The following is a 20,074-nucleotide window of genomic DNA, read 5'->3' as shown; positions in this document are numbered from 1 at the left end:
ACAAATCTAATAATTTTTTCACTATTAATGTATTAATTCAAATATTTTTTTATTTAAAATAACAATAATAACCTATTCTGTATATTAAAACACAAAATCCTCAGGAGGACCTGAGGATTTTATATTATTGTTAATTCCTGTTATTTCTTGATAAATTTGGATCTGAACTGATCTTTTCCTTTTTCATCAATTGTGATAACGTATCCACCTTTCACCAAAGCTGAAACATTGATCTTTCCGTCATTAATATTTCCATTTCCTACCAGCTGACCGGCAGTATTGTAAATTTTATAGGCCGCTTTATCTGAAACTTTAGTTACATTCAGAATATCGCTTACCGGGTTAGGATAAATCTGGATATCGTTATTTGGATTGCTAACATCGTTTGTACTCAAAGGAGATGTTATTACTACATTATAATCTTCAACTTCTCCATACTGTAAGTTTCCACATGCACCGATTAGCGTACCACCTGTTTGATTTCCTCCGTAAACCAGCAATACTCTCATTCTTAATGTCTGATTTTCAATAGCAGAAGCTGGAATATTAACTATAGAAGTAACTGGAGCTGAAATAGGTGTTGCAGGAACAGGGTAGTTAAGAACTCTCTCCGTAATTTCAAAAACTCCGTTTCTATTATAATCAATAAAGGCCGCCACTGCGTCCAGGTCAGGATTTGCAATTGTCACTGACAGTGGATAAGAAGTTCCTTTTATCAGATTTATCTGAAGAGCAGAATTCGTAGTGTAATTTCCGTAGTTCGTCTGTAATGAGCTGTTGTTAACATTGGCAATCGTTACATTCGAAATGTATTCAAAATCCGGATTTGTAGATATTGAAGTGGCCGGACAATATGTTAATGAAGGAGTACTGAAATTAGTTGAAGGAGAATATGCTCCTGTAGTTCCGGAACATACTGCTGCAACCTGTACTTCATATGCAACTCCGTCTACCAGATTATTTAATGTTACATTATTCACAGTAGAAGCCACCTCAATCCAGTTCGTTTCACTTAACTTTTTATATCTGATCTTATAAGAACCTGCGTTAGTAACCGGAGGCCATGAAATGTACGCAGATACTGTTGTAATGTTAGAAGCTGTTACATTGGTTGGCGCACTTCCGTCGCAAACTGAAAATGCACTTACAGCAATAGACTTCACAGCATAAAATACATTGCCAATAGCGGAAATTCTCAATTTTATGTTTTGTCCGTTCAATGAAGTCGGAAGAGTTATATTTTCTGTTCCGTCATTTGCAGTTGAAGCAGAAAGAACAGTCCAGGTAGTTCCATTGTCTATGGTATAATCAATTTTCACATTAGCAGCATTGTAAGGTGCTGCATTTGTATTCGCTATATTCCACTCAAGCATTGTAGGAGCGAGTGTATTGGCATAAGCAGTATTGATTTTAAATGGCCCGTCGTTACCCACTACTATTGTCTGTTCTGCAACCTGTGACTGCTGCTGCGCAGGATTAGCGTTATTATCTCTTACTGTTACTGCAAAATGGGTAGTTCTTGCTACTTTGGAAACAGATTCCCATAAGTTATTAGAATTATCCAATACGCCGTTAAGCACAGAAGACAGCTTAGGGAAATATCTTGTAGGACTTGCAGTAGGAACAAGTGATCTGAATGTAGCTCCTGTAGTAGTAGTACCTATGTTTGTTTTATTGATAACAACATTGGCGTTATCTATCTGTTCCCACATATAAGTAATAGGATCATTTTCAGGATCCGTAGCCGAAGCTGTTAAAGCGAATGCCGTTTCCTTAGGAATATTATAAGTAGGCAGTGGTGCTATTACTGGAGGATTATTCGTAATCGAAGTTTCCACATCACAAGTCTTACTAATCAGATTGGTCTGAATCTGCCCAATACTTGCTTTGTGAAAGAAAGCGTCAGAATGTGGCTGAACATCTGTATTAGCGCCTGTAATACCAGCATATCCCATAATAGTGCTTCCTGAACCCGGCTCCATATTTACACCTGTTCCTTCTAATGCATGTGCAAAAGTATGGTTAGCACCCAATTGATGCCCCATTTCATGTGCTACGAAATCAATATCAAAATTATCACCTACCGGACTTGTGCTCTGTGTAAATGCAGAACCTTTTCCTCTCGGCACTGTAGCAGTCGGCGAAATACATACGCAGCCAATACATCCGGCATTTCCATTATTTCCTGCTGCATTAAATACGTGCCCGATATCATAATTCTCCTCACCTACATTAGCAGTAAGAGTCTGTTGAAGCTCTAAATTCAAGCTGTTTGTGTAAGGATCGGTAGCAGCATTGGTATAGATAATTCCCGGTAGATCCAGAACATTCAGATGCAGGGCAAGATCTTTTTCAAAAACCGCATTTACTCTTGTCATTGTAGCATTAACAGCCTGAATAGCACCTGCCTGTGTCCCTCCGTGAAAGGCTGTATATTCTCCAGTAACAGACATAGCCAATCTCATCGTTCTATATTTCTTATCAGAAGCTTTTGAAAAATCAGTTGGCTGATTCGTAAAATTCTGGCCGGCTGTAAGCATGTCCTGAAGCTGATCAACCGCTTTTGGGTTTTCAGAAGTTGTACACACAAAGCTTTTACCTTCTGTATTTAATGTTTTCGGATGTACTCCGTATAATGTTTTATCTGAGTTCTGTGGGTCAATGAATTCATATTCACCACCTTTGATGATCATAGACTGAAAATCATTTGGAGCAACAGAAAATCTTAAATATTTTGAAGGATCATCAATACCCACTCCTACATAGGAGCCCAGATTATATCTATCAGCTAATGATTTAACAAGAACAGGAAAACTATACACATTAAACTTTTCTATTTTACCGTTTAATGTTGGTATAGAAATCACCACCGGTTTGTTTCCTCCACCCATTTCCTGGGCATTCTTCAATTGCTGTCTTAAGATATCTAAATCTAATTTGTAATGTTGTCGGACACCAGTTGATTTTAAATTGGTTGATCTGACTTTAGCATCAGGCTTGGTGGGAATCCACTGGGCAGAGACCATTCCTCCTATCAAACCTAAACACAAAGTAGTAATAAGTTTCTTCATATTATTTATAATATTAGATTAATTTCACAAATATAGCATTTCTATTAAAATAAAATCATCAAATAACAAATAATACTAAATAAAAATCATAAATTCATCTAGCTACAAACTTATCAAAACAACAAAAATCCCCAGATATACCTGAGGATTCTTTATTGTAAAAATAATTTTATTCTAAAATTTATAGGCAATATTCCAGGCAAAGCCCATATTGAATTTAGCTGAGCTTTTACCAAATCCGGGAACGATCATCGGTGTAATCTCATCCTGCTTGGAAGTGTATACCAAATATTTCGGCTGAAGATTGATATCTATATAAAAATTGGACTCAAACAGCTGTACTCTTCCTCCCAAGGTTCCTTCTACCCACGCAGAGGTTTGTGAAGAAGAAGGAAATGACACAGACGAAGTGCTGCCCCCAAATCCACGAACCGGAACTGCCATATATTCCTGATTGTAGAACGCGCCTCCTATTTTGCCTCCTGCATAAAAACCGTTGAATTCATTTTCAGGATCTTTTGCGAGCATATAAAAAGCGCCCAGCTTCACAAAAGGACCGTTTGCCTTTGCATCATAACCGTTCTTTTGATATACATTTTTCTCAAAACCGGCTTCTGCAATAGCATGAACATTTCCTTTCACTTTTGATGAAATAAAGCCCTGGTAAAGCATTCTATCCGAGAAAAAAGAAACACCCGTATTAAGAATATCAAACCCTACCATAAAATTCGGTTTGTATTTTTCCTGAACTTTTTTGGCTTCCGGGGTTTCTTTTTTTTCCTGGGCGAACCCGGCTATTCCTATTAGGCTAAAAAAGAAGGAAAAGATTAGTCTTGTCTTCATTCTCAATTTGGTTTTGTCCTGCTTCGAGCTGCTGTACAGGATTTGATTGTATTAATTCTGAGTTTAAATTCTCGTATCTTTTTTTAATCCCGCATCCTGGAGAAACGTATGCACTCTTTGTTGTGTAATTAATGCGAACGTGAGATTCTACCCCTTTATCCTCAAGCCTGAAATAAACATCTGTATAAGGTGAATCATCCACCCGTAACGGGATAAGCCTTGAATCGATTTTCTCTGCTTTCCCCAGCTGTACTTTCCCAGACCCATAATCTACAGCTACATATAATGAATCCAGAGTAGTTACTTTTCCAGAAGCCAGAGACTTGAAGGATACCTTCATTCTGGGTGTTCCTTCACCGCTTTCGCAGATATCGTCATCTCCTCCACAGGAAAAAAGCATTGTGACGAAGCAGATCATGACGAGAAATTTAAAATATTTCATCTGCATATTTTGATTTTTTATTTTGGTCAGCTGGAACTTACGTTTCATATTAAGATTTGAGATTAAGATTTGAGATTCAAATTTAAATAAATTTATTTTTTAATCAGCAATGCTATATTTTCCACGTGATGGGTTTGCGGGAACATATCTACCGGCAAAATCTTCACCAAAGTATAGTGTTCTTTCATCAGGGCAAGATCTCTTGCCTGCGTTGCTGAGTTGCAGCTCACATAGACTACTTTTTCCGGAGCAAGTTTCAATATCTGCTCTACCACTTTCTGGTGCATTCCGTCTCTTGGCGGATCGGTAATTAAGACATCTGCCTTCGGATGATTTTCTAAGAACTCATCATTAAAGACATTTTTCATATCTCCACAATAGAATGTTGTATTGGTAAGACCATTTAATTCAGCATGTTCAATGGCTGCATCTATGGCTTCCTGAACAGATTCTATACCTATAACCTGTTTTGCATTTCTGGCAACATACTGGGCAATAGTTCCTGTTCCTGTATACAGGTCATACACTACTTCATCACCCTTTAGATCAGCAAACTCTAATGTTTTTCTGTAAAGCTCCAAAGCCTGTTTATAATTGGTCTGAAAGAATGATTTCGGGCCAATTTTAAACTTCAGTCCATCCATTTCTTCCATCAGAAAGCCTTCTCCGAAATAAATATTGATATCCAGATCGTAAATAGAATCATTCTGCTTCGGATTGATGGCATACACCAATGTTGTGATTTGTGGGAATTTCTCCAGCAAGAACTGGAAAAGCTTTTCTCTGTTTTCTTTTTCTTCCCTGTAAAGCTGGAATAGTACCATCCATTCGCCTTTAGAGTTCTGTCTCATCATTAAGGTTCTTAAAAAGCCTTCCTGATTTCTGACATCAAAGAAATCCAACCCATTGTCTACACCATAGTTTTTTACAGCTAAACGTATAGCATTGGAAGGGTCTTCCTGCAGGAAGCATTCTTTCAGGTCCAGGATCTTACTCCACATTCCTGGAATATGGAAACCTAAAGCGTCTTTGCTTCCGAAATTCTCTTCAGAGCTTATTTCGTATTGAGTAAGCCATCTCGCATTGGAAAAGGAAAACTCCATTTTATTTCTGTAGAAATACTGTTCTTCGGCACCTAAGATAGGTACGGTTTCAAAATCATCAATTCCCCCGATTCTTTTGATATTATTATAGACTTCTTCCTGTTTAAAATCGAGCTGTTTTTCGTAGCTCATATTCTGCCACTTGCATCCACCACATGTTCCGAAATGAATACATTTGGGATCCACTCTGAATGGTGACTTCTCCACTATTTCTGTGGTTTCGGCCTCATAGTATTTGGATTTGGATTTTTTTACTCTGGCATTGACTACATCTCCGGGAACTGCTCCGGAAATCAGTACGGTTTTTCCTTCTTCGGTTTTTCCTATGGCAACACCTTTTGCTCCTGCACCAAACAGTTTAATATTTTCAAGAATTATATCTTTCTTCTTTCTCATCCCTAAACTCAATTTCTTTTAATGGTCGGACGAACCCTCCGACTCATCCTAAAACTCTATTTCTATTTTTCTAATACAGCCGAAACAAATCTTCCGGTTTGATTCCGCAAAAATACAATAAAAAAAACCTTATCCGAAGATAAGGTTTCCATCTATGTTAAAAGTTTATTATTTTGTTGGGGCAGGCTGAGGATTCACAGGCTGTGCTGAAGGATCCATCGCTTCCGGCTGCATTTGTACATTAGGTTGTACTTTCGGAGCAGAAAGACCTGTAAGTTTATCTAAGACCGTTACGACTTCCTGTTCGCCAAGGTTCACAAAAGATCTGCTTGCAATTTTACCATCTTTATCCACAATCACAAAGCAAGGCAGCTTAAATCCGTAAACTCCGTATTTTTTAGCAATATCGGATTCTAAACCTTTTTCTCCGTAAACGTTTGTTCCTGGAATTCCCTTCAATAATGCACTGCTGGTTTTTACAAACTGATCTTTGGTATCATCTACGTTTACAAAAACAAAGTTCATTTTAGATTTATAGAAATTCACGACTTCTTTTAGTACCGGAACTGTAGCTTCACTGATGTAAGGATTCCATGATGCATAAAAGAACAACATGTATGGTTTTCCTTTATTTTCAGAGAGCTGGTAAGATTTACCGTCTGCTTTTACCAATGATGCTTCCGGTGCAGACTCTCCTACTTTAACTCCATTCACTGCTAACTGCATTTTAACTAAATCTGCTTTGATACCAGCATCTGTAATATCTGTATCAATGATTTTTTTAACTTTTTCAGTATTCTTTGCAGGAGCACCTGGGTGAATATCCTGAGCCACTACAAATGCCAACAGATAATCCTTAGCGGTCTGTGAAACTTCTTTTCTGTCTTTCAGGAACTGCGCAAAAATTTCAGAAGTGATAACATCTGTTTTACCTTTGGTTTTTGCTTCAGCATATTTTTGAAAATCAGGGCTCATTTTTACAAGAAGATACTGTCTGTATAACGGAATGGTTTTCACCATTACATCTTTATTACCTTCCAGTTTTGTTTCGTAATCCTGGAATGCTTTTGATACTTTAAATGATGGATTTCCTGACATCTGGCGCTGTGACATCTCATAGTTGGCAAGAAGGTTAAGGATAGTTACTTTCACATCATTCTTTTTCCATTCCAAGATTCCTTTGCTTGGGTTATTTTTTTGAGCAAGATCTTCAACGTTTTTATTGATATCGGCTTCAATTTTCTGAGCTCCTTTAAGGAATGTCTTTTCGTCTCCGGACATTAACTGCTGGATGTTGATTTTACTTCCATACTCTCCTAAGAATTTTTGGCTGGCCTGAAGAAAATCATTATTCTTCTTTGCATCTCCCGTAACGACAAACTCATTTGGAAAGGTCATTGCGTTTCCGGAAATATTCAGGTTCTGTCCGCCTTCAAGATAAATCAGGTTTTGTCTTCCTGCATAATTGATTACGTACATTCCATCTTTAGGAGCTTCGAAGCTTCCTGTAAAGTTTCCATTTTTATCTAAACCAATATTAACAAGTGGAAGGGTTGCCACACCAGAAGCTTCAACAAATTCAATTCTTTCGAGTGGTGAACTTCCGGTAATTTTTCCTTTAACTTCAACTTTTTTTGAACAAGACATCACAAAAGCTGTGATGATAAACAATAAAAGATATTTTTTCATTTCGATTTTAATATTACGCAAAAATACGTTTTTTACGGCTTGCTGATTAACACTATTTACTTTTTTTGAAAATTTTATGAAAACCTGTAAAAGTGGGGCTTTAAAGGCCTTTTGGTCCTGTAAAATTTTTCACGGAAAAGAAACAATCCTTTTCTCACACATTCAAGTGCTCACCAAATATAGACTTATTAAATTAAAGAATATCTTATCTGATCAACACCTTAACAAATTTTAACAGCTAAAGTATATGTATAAAAAAATCGTCTCCATAATGAAGACGATTTTTTTATGTATTTGAATAAATTCTATCCCTGATCTACCATAGCAGCCATATATTCTCTGTTCATTCTGGCGATGTTTTCAAGAGAAATTCCTTTCGGGCATTCAACTTCACAAGCTCCCGTATTTGAACAGTTTCCGAATCCTTCTTCATCCATAGCTTTCACCATGTTCAGAACTCTTCTTTTGGCTTCTACTCTACCTTGAGGAAGTAAAGCAAACTGAGAAACCTTAGCTCCAACGAATAGCATTGCAGATCCGTTTTTACAAGTAGCTACACACGCACCACATCCGATACATGCTGCTGCATCCATTGCTTTGTCTGCATCTTCTTTAGGAACCGGAATGGCATTGGCATCTAACGTATTACCTGAAGTGTTCACGGAAATGAATCCTCCGGCAGCCATTACTCTGTCGAATGCGCTTCTGTCTACCATTAAGTCTTTGATAACCGGGAAAGCTGCACTTCTCCAAGGCTCAATAACGATGGTTTCACCGTCTTTGAACATTCTCATGTGAAGCTGGCAAGTCGTGATCCCTGTATCCGGACCATGTGCCCTACCGTTGATATAAAGGGAACACATTCCGCAGATTCCTTCACGACAGTCGTGGTCAAAAGCGATAGGTTCTTTTCCTTCGTTAATAATATTTTCGTTCAGGATGTCCAGCATTTCCAGAAATGAGGAATCTGTAGAGACATCTGATATTTTGTAGGTCTCGAACTGACCTTTAGTTTTACTATTTTTTTGTCTCCAAATTTTCAGCGTAAGATGAAGGCCTTTTTTTGCACTCATAATGTTATATTTATAGGTTGGAGATTATTTATAACTTCTAGTTTTAACCTCGATGTTGTCATATATCAGGTCTTCTTTGTGCAACACTTCTGCGTTGATATCACTACCCTGATATTCCCAAGCTCCAACGTATTTGTAGTTTACGTCGTCTCTTTCCGCTTCTCCATCCGGCGTGGAATGGTCTTCACGGAAATGTCCACCACAAGATTCGTTTCTATGCAGTGCATCGATAGCCATTAATTGTCCCAGTTCCAGGAAGTCTGCTACTCTGAATGCTTTTTCAAGCTCAGTGTTCATTCCTTCACCTTCACCAGGTACTTTTACATTTTTCCAGAAATCGTTTCTTACTTCTTCGATTTCTTTGATTGCTTCTCTTAAACCTTCAGGAGTTCTTCCCATTCCTACTTTATTCCACATAATGTGTCCTAATTTTTTATGGAAATGGTCTACTGAATGTGTTCCTTTATTATTTAAGAAGAAATCTATTTTTTCTTTAATTCCTTTTTCAGCCTCGTCAAAATCAGCTGAATTGGTAGGAATTGTTCCTGTTCTGATATCTGCAGAAAGATAATCTGCGATTGTATAAGGAAGTACAAAATATCCGTCAGCCAGACCTTGCATCAAAGCAGAAGCTCCTAATCTGTTAGCTCCGTGGTCAGAGAAGTTAGCTTCACCGATTACGAAACATCCGGGAATAGTAGACTGAAGATTATAATCAACCCAAACTCCACCCATTGTGTAGTGAACGGCAGGATAAATCTTCATTGGAGTTTTGTAAGGATCATCAGCCGTAATTTTTTCGTACATCACGAAAAGGTTACCGTATTTCTCCTCAACCCAGCTCTTGCCTAAGTCATACAACTGTTGATCAGTCGGGTTATGAATATGTTTTTCGATAGCAGCTTCTCTACCCTTTTTCATGATCTCTGTAGAGAAATCAAGGTAAACACCTTCCTGGGTATCATTATTTTCGATTCCGAAACCGGCATCACATCTTTCTTTGGCAGCTCTGGACGCAACATCTCTAGGCACCAGGTTTCCGAATGCAGGATATCTTCTCTCTAAATAATAGTCTCTATCTTCTTCTTTAATATTTTCAGGTCTCAATTTACCTTCCCTGATGGCTACTGAATCTTCAATTTTCTTAGGAACCCAGATTCTTCCGGAGTTTCTTAATGATTCAGACATCAAAGTCAGCTTAGACTGCTGTGTTCCGTGAACCGGAATACAAGTAGGGTGAATCTGTACATAACAAGGGTTTGCAAAGTATGCTCCTTTTTTATGGATCTTCCAAGCTGCAGAAACGTTGGATCCCATTGCGTTTGTAGAAAGGAAATAAACGTTTCCGTAACCTCCTGAAGCAATAACAACAGCGTGAGCAGAGTGTCTTTCGATTTCACCTGTTACAAGGTTTCTTGCGATAATTCCTCTTGCTTTTCCGTCAACGATTACAAGGTCTAACATTTCATGACGGTTGTACATCTTGATTCTACCTTTACCGATCTGACGGCTCATTGCAGAATAAGCACCTAGTAATAACTGCTGACCTGTTTGTCCTTTTGCGTAAAATGTTCTTTTTACCTGAACTCCACCAAATGAACGGTTATCTAACTGGCCGCCGTAATCTCTCCCGAAAGGAACACCCTGCGAAACGCACTGGTCAATAATATTGGCAGAAACCTCAGCTAATCTGTAAACGTTGGCCTCTCTTGCTCTATAGTCACCACCTTTGATAGTGTCATAGAATAATCTGTATGTAGAGTCACCATCGCCCTGATAGTTTTTAGCAGCATTGATACCTCCCTGAGCTGCAATTGAGTGAGCTCTTCTTGGAGAATCCTGGTAGCAGAATGCTTTTACGTTATATCCCTGCTCAGCTAATGTGGCAGCTGCAGAACCTCCTGCCAAACCTGTACCTACAACAATAATATCAATCTTATCTCTGTTGTTTGGTGCAACAAGGTTCATATGGTCTTTATGATGCTTCCATTTGTCCTTTAAAGGACCAGCCGGAATTTTTGAATCTAATTTACTCATAATTGGTATACTGATATTATTGAGTTACGAAGTGATAAATTGCAATAAAAATAAAGCCTGCAGGAATAAGGATTGAGTACCATTTTCCAAAAGCTTTGATTACCGGAGTATATTTCGGATGTCTTGCGCCAATAGACTGGAACGAAGACTGGAAACCGTGAGCTAAATGCAGTCCAAGCAAAACAAAAGAAACTACATATAAAACTACTCTCCAAAGATCTGCAAATTTTGCGTGCAGGTCTCCCCAGAAACGTGTTTCTTCGATCGGCAGTCCGTCAATATATTTGTAGTTCATTTCGTGAAGCCAGAAATCGTACAAATGAAGAAAAACAAAAGCCAAGATCACAGCACCGGAAATAATCATATTTCTTGACATCCACGTAGAATTGTGAGAAGGATTGTTTGAATTGTATTTCACAGGGCGTGCTTTTTGGTTTTTAATTTCCAAAACAAACCCCATTACAAAATGGAAAACGACAGCAAATATCAGAATTGGCTGCATTACAAATTGAATAAGAGGATTGTACCCCATGAATTGCGAAGCATTGTTGTACGCATCCTCACCAAAAACCGACAAAAGGTTTACAGAAAGGTGCATCACCAGAAATATCAGCAAAAACATAGCCGACAATGCCATAGCATATTTTCTACCTATCGTAGAACTCGTTAAACCTGCCATATAAGTTTACATTTGATTTTCCACAAAATTAAGAAATGTTAACTATATCAAAAAGTGAGAAATCTCACAATTGGACAGTTTGTAATCTTTCTAAATAAGAATCTATCACATTATTTAAAGGAAAAAATGAAAAGTAGTGTTTATTTTTTCAAATCATAAATTTTGCCATTATAAACTACCTTTTCTGCAGTTCCGGGAAAGGTTTTTATTTCCATGATCTGAATGCGTCTGGAAGAGCAGTAAGGACTGGCTATAAATTTTAAAACTTTCTTTTTGTCCAAATTTTCTGCTATCCAAAAGCAAGCCTTATTTCCTTTCTTCACTGATAATACTTTAGTTTTATTAAAATCATGAAGCAGTATTTCTTCTCTCTGATTTTCAAAAATAGTAAACCCTGTTCTGATTATAAAAAAAACTAAAATCATTGCCATCACCCTGATTAAATTTTTAAAGTTGATATTTAAAAGTAATGGTCTTAATACATAAACGATAAAGGATAAGGATACTACTTCAGCAATATTCATCGCTATATTTGAATAAAACAGCATATCCTTCTCTGAGAACCAGTGAATAAGGTTCAGTAAGATCTGGATAGATCCGTCATATACAAAATTGATCCAAGTAAAATCGATCTTCAAACCAACGAGAACTGTCATTAAAAAAGAGAATACAATCAATACTTCTGAAAATGGAACGATGAGAATATTGGCAGGAACAGAAACCAGCGAGAACTGGTGAAAATAATAAAGAACCAGCGGAAGCGTCGCCAGTTGTGCGGAGAGTGAGATGGTAATGGTATTGCATATCAACTTTTTCAAATAACCATCCTGTTTGGGGAAGTATTTCAAAAGTGGCTGGTTTAACCAAAAAATCCCCAGCACAGCCAGAAAGCTGAGCTGAAACCCGACATCAAAAAGCTGCTGCGTATCAATAACTAAAATAATCATTGCCGATAAAGAAAGGGAATGAAGCAGATCCGGTTTCCTTTGGAGAAGGACATACACAAAATATACCGTGAGCATAATGCAGGAACGCATCACCGAATTTCCGAAACCGATAAATACAGCAAACAGCCAGATAAAAACAATGCTGGAAATCACCGCATACTTTCTGAGCCGGAGAGGACTGAACCGCGTCAGTAAAAAGTAGAACATCCCAAAAATAACGACAATATGTGTTCCTGAAATAGCCAATAAATGAACCATTCCGGACCTGTTGAAATCTTCTACCGTTTCAGAATCCATTTCTGTCCTGTCTGCCAGAATAATTCCTTTTAAGAATTCCCGGGTGCTAGGGAACATTTCAGCTTGATCAATTTTTTGCAATGTTTCTAATCTACGCTGCTGAATTCGTTCATTTAAGCTTAAATCATTTCTCTTTGCCGAGGAAATATTACTGGATATATAACATTGATATTCAATATTTTTCCTTTTTAAATACCTTGCATAATCAAACTGAAAGCTGTACTGCGGAGATTTTGTTTTTGACAGGTAAGCATCAGCCTTGTAATAATGCTCAAAATCAAATTTTTTATTTGTTTTAGGGATATAGAGAACAGCATTGAAATTTTCTTCCCCAACACGAATAACGGCTTCATATTTTTTATTTTTTTCTGTAGAGTTCAGTTTTTTGGAAATCTTAAAGAACACCGTTCCGTTTTGAGGAACAGACAGGTTAGCGGACGAAAAATTATTGAAAAAGTGAAGGATTATCCCGGCTCCGAAGAACATCAATCCCAGCAATATAGCTTTTGTCTTATACAGAAAATAAGAATTCGAAAAAAGCAAAAGGAAAATTGATAAACAGCTTGCGGAAACTATATAAATTACAGTTTTATCCAACAGCACTTTATCCTGAAAAAAGATTCCGAGGATAAAACATACGGATAGAATGAGAAGTGGCTGCTTATTCAACTTGTAATATTTACAATCAAAAAGTAATCAATTTATTTGATTCTTAAATAACACAGGTTTTGCAGAACTGAAGCGTTACTTCCTATTAAATGAATAATATACGGCTTGATTATTTACTATGAAATAAGATTTTAAATAAAAAATAAAAGCCCTCTGCAATAGATAGCTTTGTATTCAAAAAACTGCATTTGACAGCAGTCTTTATTTTATAATGCAATATTTTCTTTTATAAATAAAACAGTCTTACAAAAAGAGAATTTTCAGAATTATTTACCGCTTAAAAATTGATCCGTCAAGCGTTTGGTTTCTTTTATATACAACCAGGAATCTTTTCCATAGTCTTCGTATGTGAAATCTCCTGACTTTTTAGGGATTGCAGGTTCTACCTGTGTTCCTTCATGCCATTCGTTGAAAGAAGTAATCCCGATAAAGTCCGGATTTACTTTGGCGGCTGCATCAAACATCTTCTCATAATATTTTCCGCTTTCTCTGCTTTTGTAATTGGCTTCATTCCAGGGCCTTATTCTGGTATCGGAATAACCCGGTCCCACACAAGGTATAAAAGTAAGGTTATGGTCTTTTGCATATTTGGAAAGATAACTCCAATTGGAAGTTGTGCTTCCGAAAACAAAACCGTCGCTGGCAAAGTATGTATAAAAACCATCAAAACCGGATTTTTCAAAAAAATCCGAATGTTCTTTTTCAACCCATAATCCTATGTAAAGCCCATCTAATTCTGTATTCCGAACAGTTTTTCTTCCGTTTTCAGAAAGGAGCTCGGACCATTCTGACGGCGAAATTTTATAGCTATCATAAACATAATACAATGGTTTTCCATCTTTTTTGTAAAAGGCATGATGATGGGAATAGGTTTTCACCAGATAAGAAAGCTGTTCTCTAAGCTCGGTTATATTTTTGTAAAACGGTTCTATGTGAAAAGCAACTTTTAAGTTAAATTGATCTGCTATATCCAGATATTGAGCAATACTCTTATCAACAAATGAATCTTTTCCCAGCCAGCTTAAAACAACCACTCCGACCCCTGATTCCCGGATCATTTTCATGTGCTTTTTAATGATAGCCGGATCATTGGAGCTGTAATTTCCCAGGGCGGGATAGAAATTGGCTCCAATATCGTCACCGCCTTTGTGATTTTCCAAATTGTTCCATTTCGGATTATTCCAGTGAGGCAAGATATCATGATTCCAATGATCATACTTTCCATCCACCTCAGGATTTCCGTACCATCCATAATAGAAGATCTGGACCTTATCCCGGGATTTGCTGTTTTGAGCAAAACTTTTCGGTGAAAGGCAGGTCAATAGAATTACTACCAGAAAGCTTTTAAAAAAATTCATGTGAAAAAAAATTAAATCTATAAATTATTTTAGAAGAGTAATTAAATGCTTAAAATTACCTCAGCTGCTTTTTCACTCGCTCCTTTTCCGCCGAGCTTTTCTCTTAAAAGGCTGTAATCTGCCAAAACCTGATTTCTTTTTTCACCTTCTATCATTTCATTGAGTTCTTCCACAAGGTTTTTGGTATTCAGGTCGGTCTGGATCAACTCCTTTACAACTTCTCTGTCCATGATCAGATTGACCAGAGAAATATATTTAATGTTTTTAACGAGTCTTTTTGCAATGGCGTAAGAGATTTTGCTTCCGCGGTAGCAAACCACTTCCGGAACATTAAGCAAAGCAGTTTCCAACGTTGCTGTTCCCGAAGTTACCAAAGCGGCTTTCGAGCATCTCAGCAGATCATATGTTCTGTTGGAAACAAAATGAACATTATCATCCACATATTTTTGATAGAATTCTTTCGGCAGGCTTGGCGCACCGGCAATGACAAACTGGTAATTTTTAAAATGCGGTCTCACGGAAAGCATAATTTCAAGCATTTTTTCCACTTCCTGTTTCCTTGAACCGGGAAGGAGTGCAATGATTTCTTTTTCGTTAAGTCCGTTTTCCTTTTTAAATTCTTCAATATTGATATCATTAAGCCCAGCTATTGCATCAAGAAGCGGATGCCCTACAAAATGGGAATGAACACCATGCCCTTTATAAAAATCCTCTTCAAAAGGAAGAATGACCATCATTTCGTCTACATATTTTTTAATAATCTCTACCCTGCCTTCTTTCCATGCCCAGAGCTGTGGAGAAATATAATAGACCACTTTTATTCCAAGTTCCTTTGCAAATTTTGCAATTCTTAAATTAAATCCAGGATAATCAACCAGAATAAGAATATCGGGTTTGTTTTTTCTGATATCCTCCTTACAGAATTTGATATTGTTGAGGATGGTTCTTAAATTCATAGCGACTTCCAGAAAACCCATAAATGCCAGATCACGGTAGTGTTTTACCAATGTTCCTCCCTGGGCTTTCATAAGATCTCCGCCCCAGAATCTTATTTCGGCCTGCGGATCTTTCTGTTTAAGAGCTTTCATTAAGTTGCTTCCATGCAGATCACCGGAAGCTTCTCCTGCAATAATATAATACTTCATTTCTATAGTAAGGATAGAGAACAAATTAAGGTTTGCTTGATCTTAATTTGTAAATTTGTCCAAAGATAATGATAAAAAATGTCAGAAGAATTTGAAATCCGAAATAAAGTTGCTGAAAGCGGCCTTGTGAATTTCGACCTATCCACTCTGGTTCCTAAGGGGATAAGAATGGGTATTGACCTTAAAGATTTCCTTTTCCAGGAAATGATTCTGAAGGAAAAAGACTTCAGAGAAAAGGTGGATGCCATTAATACTGAAGAGTATAAAGACACTTATATATATATTTATAATTCTGTGGATACTATCGTTCCGCTGTGGGCTTATTTTGTATTAACGGCCAAGCTTACGGACGTTGCTAAAAAGATCGTCTTCGGAAACCGTGAAGATCTGGAGGTAATTTTGATGCATAATGCTATCCAGACGTATGATTTTGAAGATATGAGAGGTAAAAGAGTTCTTGTAAAGGGCTGCTCTGACAAAGAAATCCCCGAAAATGCATATATAGAGTTAGTTGAACAACTGAAACCCATGGTTAAGTCTCTGATGTTTGGTGAAGCCTGTTCTAATGTTCCTATTGTAAAGAATTAATATATGTTTAAAAATTTATACGCAGTATTTTTATTTTTCATTTTTTTAGCCATTTATTATGCCGGGAGTTTTACAAGAATTCCGTTTGCCGACTGCGTGGGTTTTGTGCATACAGTTGAATTGGGTAAATATGCAACAGTTGCTACTGCCATTACCCATTTTCTTTATGTGAATACAGGCATTCTGATCAAAGATATTACAGGACTTGATGCAATTGCCGCAAGCAGACTCTTAATTATTGGTTCTGCTTCTGCTACAGTATCCGTTATTTATCTTACTTTAAAAAGCATTACTAAAAAAGAATGGGTTTCTATCACGGCAGCAATTGTTTTCGGTTTAAGTTTTTCTTTTTGGAGAAATGCTGAAATTGTAGAAGTATATACCTACAATTCATTATGGATCAGCCTTTTCTTTTTTTCAATGGTAAAAAGCTTTACAGAAAATAAGAAGAATTACATTATATTAAGCGGTCTATTTTTAGGATTAAGTTTATGGCTGCATATTCAGAATATACTATTGATTCCAGCTCTATTAGTTTTTCTATACTATTTTAAAGAAGAAAAAAAATATGCTTACTCTTCGCTTTTTATATTTTTGTTTCTTTTCCTGTCGATAACCATTTTAAATGTTTCTCAAGGGCTTCCATTATATTCGCCGTATACTGCAGAAGGAGGGCACTGGATACAAGACACATTCAAGAAAACACCAAAGCAGTATTTGATAGATTTTGTACAGTCTGTAGGTTATTTAATTTACAACTTTAATATCTTTACCATTTTCGGGATCATTGGCATGATACATTTATACACATCAGATAAAAAGATGTTTTTTGTATTCTTCACTGCAGCTGTATGTGTCTATGGTTTCTCTACTTTCTATGCTGTTTCAGACAATTATGTATTTTTCATCCCTTTCAATATGATTTTTGCGCTTTCCATAGGATATGGACTTGCATTACCAAAATATTCTCCACTGAAGAGATTTTCATGGATATGTCTTTTGATTCCTTTAGGATATTATGCCACCTATAAAGCGGCATTTCTAACAGAACCGGGAAGAAATTTTCATGAGGCTAAAAAGTATAAAGGTGGTCTAGATTATTACCTGGTTCCCTGGATGAATAATAATGTAGGTATTCTGAAATTCATTATTGAAAAAAAGAAATCTCCTGATCCGATGCACTGGATGATTAATGGAGCAAAAGATTATATAGACCTGTTAAAAAGCAAAGGATATACGGAAGAAGAGATCAAAAAACTTTAACAATAATTGTGAGGTAAAAAATTTCGTGAATCACATTTTTTGATATCTTTGATTTACTTAATATTTAAAATAAACACAAGCATGAGTTTAATCGACCTACTTACAGGTAACACCAGCAATCAGGTTGCTGAACAGGCAGAAAACAAATTCGGAATCAGCAGAAACCAGATTATTGCCCTGTTGGCAGTAGCTGCACCTCTGGTTATTTCTTACCTTAGAAACAAATCCCAGGATGCTAACGAAGCAGAAGCTTTAAATAATGCATTAGATAAAGACCACGACGGAAGTATTCTTGATGATGCTTCACAAGCTGAAGCCAGGCAGGCTGAAGGAGGATCTATCCTTGATCATGTTTTTGGCGGACAAAAAAGCACAGTAGAAAATCAGCTTTCTCAAAATACAGGGATCTCAATTGACAAAATCGGACCTATTTTAGCAATGCTTGCTCCGGTAATTATGGGGTATATCGGTAAAGAAAAACAGCAGAATAATGTAGGAGCCGGAGGTTTAGGAGACCTTTTAGGTGGAATTCTTGGAAATGCATCTAATCAGGCTCAGACTCAGCAATCCAATCCTTTGAATGACATTTTGGGAAGCGTTTTAGGAGGCGGCCAGGCTCAGTCCGGAGGAAACCCGCTTAACGATATCTTAGGAAGCGTACTTGGAGGTGGCGGACAGCAACAGCAGGGAGGCGGATTAGGAAATATCCTTGGTAACATTTTAGGAGGAAAATAATTTAATTTTGTATATTGAAAAAGGCTGAAGATTAATCTTCAGCCTTTTTATTTTTAGCTCTTCGCCTTAGTTTCAGAAGAACCAACTGACTTAGAAGCCTTTCTTGGCCTTCTTTTCCCGTAACTTCCTGCATTAATCTTTCCTCTTCTTGATTTTTTGTCTCCTTTTCCCATAGTGATACATATTTATTGGTTAAATACTAAATTAAGAATATGGTATACATCAAAAAAATTAAGGCTGTTAAAATTTTTATAAATCTAGCATAAGATAAGAAAACTTCGATTCTGAAAAAGGAAGACTATTAAAGACAAAAATTATACTTTCACCGTCTTCCACTTTCCTTTTTTAAACAAAACAAAAGCAACAATGGTAATTAAAGTTTCTGCGGCAGGAATAGATATGAATACACCTTTCGGTCCCAGCCCGAAATATTTGGAAAGAAAATAGGCCAGCGGAATCTGGAATAGCCAGAAACCAAAAAAGTTCACCCATGTTGGTGTCCAGGTATCGCCTGCTCCGTTAAATGCATTAATGAGTACCATCCCAATTCCATAGAAGATAAACCCTACACTCATAATGTGTAATGCATTTTTGGCAAAAGCTTTAATCTCTGTTTCCTGTGTAAAAAATCCTACAAGAAAATCTCCAAGCAGAAAAAATATCAGGCTTACAGCCAGCATAAAGATCACATTATATTTTACTGTTTTCATCACAGACTGTTCTGCCCTCTGCATTTCATTAGCTCCCATATTCTGACCAACTAACGTAGAGGCTGCATTACTCAATCCCCAGGCGGGAAGCATAAAAAACATCATCAGCCTCAGAGCCGTCTGATATCCTGCAGAAGCATTTTCCCCTCCCGTAGTGGCAACCAACTGGGCAAGAAAGATCCAGCTGCAAGAAGCGATCACAAACTGGAAAATTCCCGGAGTCGCAATTTTCACAATAGATTTTATCTGCCTGAAATCAGGGCGAAAGTAAGATAATGCAATCCTGATCTGAGTATCAGCAACCAAAAGATGGTACAGCTGGTAAACTACCCCGATGCTTCTGCCTATGGTAGTTGCTAAAGCCGCTCCGGTAAGCCCCATCGCAGGAACAGGCCCGAAACCTTTGATAAGAACCGGACAGAGAATAATGTTGACAATGTTGGCAATCCAGAGCGATTTCATGGCAATGGCTGCATTTCCTGCTCCTCTGAAGATCCCGTTGATCAAAAATAAAAGCATAATGATCACACTGCTTCCCATCATAATCCTGGTGAAATTTTTTCCATAAGCCGCAGCTTCAGGCTTTGAACCCATCAGAATCAAAATTTCCTCAGCATAAATTACTCCGAACAAACTCAGAATTGAAGTAACAATAAATGAAACCAGTAAAACCTGCGCAGCACTTCTGGAAGCCTGTTCCGGATTCTTTTCTCCAATTCTACGTGCGACCAAAGCGGTGGCCGCCATGCTCATCCCTATTGCAATAGAATACATGATTGAAAGTACAGACTCCGTTAAACCAACACTCTGGATCGCATAGCCGCTTTCTTTCAAATGTCCTACAAAGTAAAGATCAACCAGGGCAAAAACCGATTCCATGGCCATTTCCAGCATCATAGGAATTGCCAGTAAAAGCACCGCGCTTCTTATCGTTATTTTCGTGTAATCTACTTCTCCACCACTAAAGGCTCTTTTCAAAAAGTCTATATATTTTGTCATTTTACAATCAATAATTATCTGATTTTCAAA

The 20,074-nt window shown here is 37.2% G+C and carries 16 protein-coding genes; 3 read left to right on the top strand and 13 right to left on the bottom strand.

Annotated elements, in window-relative coordinates:
• Positions 1-140: 140 nt before the first annotated feature.
• The 11 genes from ACMGDK_RS17270 to lpxB all read right to left on the bottom strand — a co-directional run bounded on the left by ACMGDK_RS17270 (position 141) and on the right by lpxB (position 15,749).
• A complete protein-coding gene (locus tag ACMGDK_RS17270) occupies positions 141-3,071 on the bottom strand; it encodes a reprolysin-like metallopeptidase (protein WP_436809091.1) in 2,931 nt (976 codons plus the stop codon).
• Positions 3,072-3,245: 174 nt separating this feature from the next.
• Positions 3,246-3,914, bottom strand: a complete 669-nt coding sequence (locus ACMGDK_RS17265) for a DUF6048 family protein (protein ID WP_436809090.1) — start codon at positions 3,912-3,914, stop codon at positions 3,246-3,248.
• Positions 3,880-4,356 carry a DUF6452 family protein gene (locus ACMGDK_RS17260; protein ID WP_436809089.1) on the bottom strand — a complete coding sequence of 159 codons (477 nt, stop codon included), beginning with the start codon at positions 4,354-4,356 and terminating at the stop codon, positions 3,880-3,882. The genes ACMGDK_RS17265 and ACMGDK_RS17260 overlap by 35 nt, the downstream gene beginning before the upstream one ends.
• Before the next feature lie 92 nt (positions 4,357-4,448).
• A complete protein-coding gene (gene rlmD, locus ACMGDK_RS17255) occupies positions 4,449-5,855 on the bottom strand; it encodes a 23S rRNA (uracil(1939)-C(5))-methyltransferase RlmD (RefSeq protein ID WP_436809088.1) in 1,407 nt (468 codons plus the stop codon).
• A 168-nt stretch (positions 5,856-6,023) separates the two neighbouring features.
• Positions 6,024-7,544 carry a TlpA family protein disulfide reductase gene (locus tag ACMGDK_RS17250; protein ID WP_436809087.1) on the bottom strand — a complete coding sequence of 507 codons (1,521 nt, stop codon included), beginning with the start codon at positions 7,542-7,544 and terminating at the stop codon, positions 6,024-6,026.
• Positions 7,545-7,849: 305 nt separating this feature from the next.
• Complete coding sequence (locus tag ACMGDK_RS17245) at positions 7,850-8,617, bottom strand: succinate dehydrogenase/fumarate reductase iron-sulfur subunit (RefSeq protein WP_034701967.1); 768 nt, start codon at positions 8,615-8,617, stop codon at positions 7,850-7,852.
• A 24-nt stretch (positions 8,618-8,641) separates the two neighbouring features.
• The gene (locus ACMGDK_RS17240; RefSeq protein WP_436809086.1) at positions 8,642-10,654 is read right to left on the bottom strand and encodes a fumarate reductase/succinate dehydrogenase flavoprotein subunit; all 2,013 of its coding nucleotides are present in this window, start codon (positions 10,652-10,654) and stop codon (positions 8,642-8,644) included.
• A gap of 16 nt (positions 10,655-10,670) precedes the next feature.
• Positions 10,671-11,333: a succinate dehydrogenase cytochrome b subunit gene (locus ACMGDK_RS17235; RefSeq protein ID WP_116012267.1), complete on the bottom strand. Its 663-nt coding sequence runs from the start codon at positions 11,331-11,333 to the stop codon at positions 10,671-10,673.
• 140 nt (positions 11,334-11,473) lie between these two features.
• Entirely contained in the window at positions 11,474-13,246 is a 1,773-nt protein-coding gene (locus ACMGDK_RS17230; protein ID WP_436809085.1) for a ComEC/Rec2 family competence protein, read from the bottom strand.
• 266 nt (positions 13,247-13,512) lie between these two features.
• Positions 13,513-14,604: a glycoside hydrolase family 99 protein gene (locus tag ACMGDK_RS17225; protein ID WP_436809084.1), complete on the bottom strand. Its 1,092-nt coding sequence runs from the start codon at positions 14,602-14,604 to the stop codon at positions 13,513-13,515.
• 41 nt (positions 14,605-14,645) lie between these two features.
• On the bottom strand, positions 14,646-15,749 hold the full coding sequence (lpxB, locus tag ACMGDK_RS17220) for a lipid-A-disaccharide synthase (protein WP_436809083.1): 1,104 nt from the start codon (positions 15,747-15,749) through the stop codon (positions 14,646-14,648).
• Between the two features lie 78 nt (positions 15,750-15,827).
• On the opposite strand from lpxB, the gene ACMGDK_RS17215 reads away from it, so the two are divergent.
• The 3 genes from ACMGDK_RS17215 (at position 15,828) to ACMGDK_RS17205 (ending at position 18,335) form a co-directional block, all read left to right on the top strand.
• A complete protein-coding gene (locus ACMGDK_RS17215; RefSeq protein WP_436809082.1) occupies positions 15,828-16,337 on the top strand; it encodes a DUF2480 family protein in 510 nt (169 codons plus the stop codon).
• A 3-nt stretch (positions 16,338-16,340) separates the two neighbouring features.
• On the top strand, positions 16,341-17,600 hold the full coding sequence (locus tag ACMGDK_RS17210; RefSeq protein WP_436809081.1) for a protein O-mannosyl-transferase family: 1,260 nt from the start codon (positions 16,341-16,343) through the stop codon (positions 17,598-17,600).
• Positions 17,601-17,681: 81 nt separating this feature from the next.
• Positions 17,682-18,335 carry a DUF937 domain-containing protein gene (locus ACMGDK_RS17205; RefSeq protein ID WP_436809080.1) on the top strand — a complete coding sequence of 218 codons (654 nt, stop codon included), beginning with the start codon at positions 17,682-17,684 and terminating at the stop codon, positions 18,333-18,335.
• A gap of 53 nt (positions 18,336-18,388) precedes the next feature.
• Here the strand turns inward: ACMGDK_RS17205 and ACMGDK_RS17200 are convergent, their stop codons facing one another.
• Both ACMGDK_RS17200 and ACMGDK_RS17195 read right to left on the bottom strand, forming a co-directional pair.
• The gene (locus ACMGDK_RS17200) at positions 18,389-18,508 is read right to left on the bottom strand and encodes a 30S ribosomal protein THX (RefSeq protein WP_436809079.1); all 120 of its coding nucleotides are present in this window, start codon (positions 18,506-18,508) and stop codon (positions 18,389-18,391) included.
• Positions 18,509-18,649: 141 nt separating this feature from the next.
• Positions 18,650-20,044, bottom strand: a complete 1,395-nt coding sequence (locus tag ACMGDK_RS17195; protein ID WP_436809078.1) for an MATE family efflux transporter — start codon at positions 20,042-20,044, stop codon at positions 18,650-18,652.
• Positions 20,045-20,074: the final 30 nt, after the last annotated feature.

The organism is Chryseobacterium hilariae, from assembly GCF_051400735.1.
In the GTDB taxonomy this organism is placed as follows: Bacteria; Bacteroidota; Bacteroidia; order Flavobacteriales; family Weeksellaceae; genus Chryseobacterium.
Note: the sequence above shows the minus strand (reverse complement) of the source record. Positions and strands in the feature narration are given on the sequence as shown.